The sequence below is a fragment of the Micromonospora craterilacus genome, from assembly GCF_003236315.1.
Taxonomy (GTDB): Bacteria; Actinomycetota; Actinomycetes; order Mycobacteriales; family Micromonosporaceae; genus Micromonospora; species Micromonospora craterilacus.
The window spans coordinates 1-1,929 of the sequence record NZ_POTY01000444.1 but is presented as its reverse complement, the minus strand read 5'-3'; the positions used below and the strand labels follow the sequence as shown (position 1 = coordinate 1,929).

Below are 1,929 nucleotides of genomic sequence, written 5' to 3'. Positions count from 1 at the left end.
GCGCTCCGCCGCCTCCCTCACCGCCCCGCCCGTACGCCCGCCGGCACCCTGACCGGCTCGGGGCGTTGTCGCGCTTCGCGGGCCGGCCAGCCGCCGAGGGCTGGCCGGGTCAGGCGGTGAAGTCGAGGATCACCTTGATGTCCTGCGGCCCCGGGGAGTAGGCGGCGGCGTACTCGGACAGCGGCACCCGGCGGGTGATCAGCGAGCTGAGCCAGGCGCGGTCGGCCCGGGACAGCGCCCTGGCGGCGGCGTCCCAGTGTCGGCGGTTGGCGTTCACCGAGCCGAAGACCACGTTGTTCTCCAACACCAGGGTCCGGTTGAGCTCACCCGCGTCGAAGTCGATGGTCCGGCCTCCGCTGGAGACGCCGGCCAGGCAGACGATCCCGGTGGGGGCCGCCTTGAACATCGCTTCGAGGACGACCGTCGGTGCGCCGGTGCACTCGACGATGACGTCCGGCTCGAAGTCGAGCTGGTCGAGCGGCCCGCTGTGGTACGTCGCGCCGAGCGCGCCGGCCAACGCGGGCTTCGGGCCCTCGGTGGCCAGGTCGAGCACGTGTACGGAGAGACCGCGCTGGCTGGCCAGCAGGGCGGCCAGCAGACCGATCGGCCCGGCCCCGGTGACCAGCGCGGTGCGGGGCTGCCACTCCGCCCGTCGGCCGATCCGGTCGATGTGGTCCCACGCCTTGACCACCACGCTGGTCGGTTCGAGCAGCACACCGACCTCACCCAGCTCCGGGTCGAGCCCGACGGCGAAGCGGGGCTGGAGCCGCCACCGTTGGCGGGCGAAGCCCGGCAGCGCCTTGATGCCGTGCTCGGTGAACATGCCGTTGCGGCACATGTCCCACTCGTCGACGGCGCAGTTCGGGCAGGGCACCGGGTCCGGATGCCGGACGATCCCGGCCACCAGGTCACCGGGTTGCAGGGTGCCGGTCGGATCCTCCAGCACCCGACCCAGCGACTCGTGCCCGAGCACCAGGTGGTCGGTGCCGGGCGGGGCCTCGCCGTACTGCCCCTCGATGATCTCGATGTCGGTCCCGCAGATCCCCACCGCGACGGCCTCCACCAGGATCGACCCCTCGTCGGTGGCCGGCTCCGGGTAGTCGTCGAGCAGCCGCAGCGAGCCGGGCACCCCTGGAATGACAGTCACAGCGCGCACCGATCCATCGTGGCGGCCACCAACGGGCCGCCGCCGGCAAAGCCCGGATCGTCACCCCGCCGCGTGCCCCGGCACGGTGCGGCCGGCGGCCGTCGGTACTCCGGCTCGGCTCGACCACCCTCGTTGAACACGGCCTAGGATCAGCGACATGACTCCGGAAGAGGTCGGCCAGCGGCTCGTCGCGCTACTCGCGCCCGTCGAGGCCACCGCGACGGTCTCCGGCGGTCAGGCCCACTCCCGGGCCACCGTCGACGTACCCCCGGACGCCTGGCGGGCGGCGCTGCTGGCCGCGCGGGACGATGCCGAGCTGGCCTGCGACTACTTCGACTGGCTCTCCGCGGTCGACGAGCTGGCCGACGGCTTCGACGTGGTGGCCCACCTCTGGTCCACCGTGCACCGGCACGGGGTGCTGCTGCGCGCCCGGGTGCCGCGTGCGACGCCAACGGTCGACTCCGTGGTGGCGGTCTACCCGGGCGCCGCCTGGCACGAGCGGGAGACCCACGAGATGTTCGGCATCGACTTCGCCGGGCACGCCGACCTGCGGCCGCTGCTGCTGCCACCGGAGTTCGAGGGGCATCCGCTGCGCAAGGAGTTCGTGCTCGCCTCGCGGGTGGCCAAGCCCTGGCCGGGGGCGAAGGAGCCGGGCGAGTCGGAGGCCGGCGGCGGCCGGCGGCCGATCCGGCCGCCGGGCGTACCCGCACCGGGAGAGTGGGGCACCATCCCGACCCCGGCCGGGGCCGGCGGCGTCGGTGAGGGCCCCCGCGGCGGCACCC

2 protein-coding genes are annotated in these 1,929 nt (G+C 74.2%); one reads left to right on the top strand and one right to left on the bottom strand.

Annotation, left to right across the window (positions count from 1 at the left end; all coding sequences use genetic code 11):
• Positions 1-109 precede the first annotated feature (109 nt).
• A complete protein-coding gene (locus C1I95_RS33630) occupies positions 110-1,156 on the bottom strand; it encodes a glucose 1-dehydrogenase (protein WP_111220120.1) in 1,047 nt (348 codons plus the stop codon).
• Positions 1,157-1,304: 148 nt separating this feature from the next.
• On the opposite strand from C1I95_RS33630, the gene C1I95_RS33625 reads away from it, so the two are divergent.
• The coding region (locus C1I95_RS33625; RefSeq protein WP_111220118.1) for an NADH-quinone oxidoreductase subunit C at positions 1,305-1,929 on the top strand (625 nt) is incomplete at its 3' end.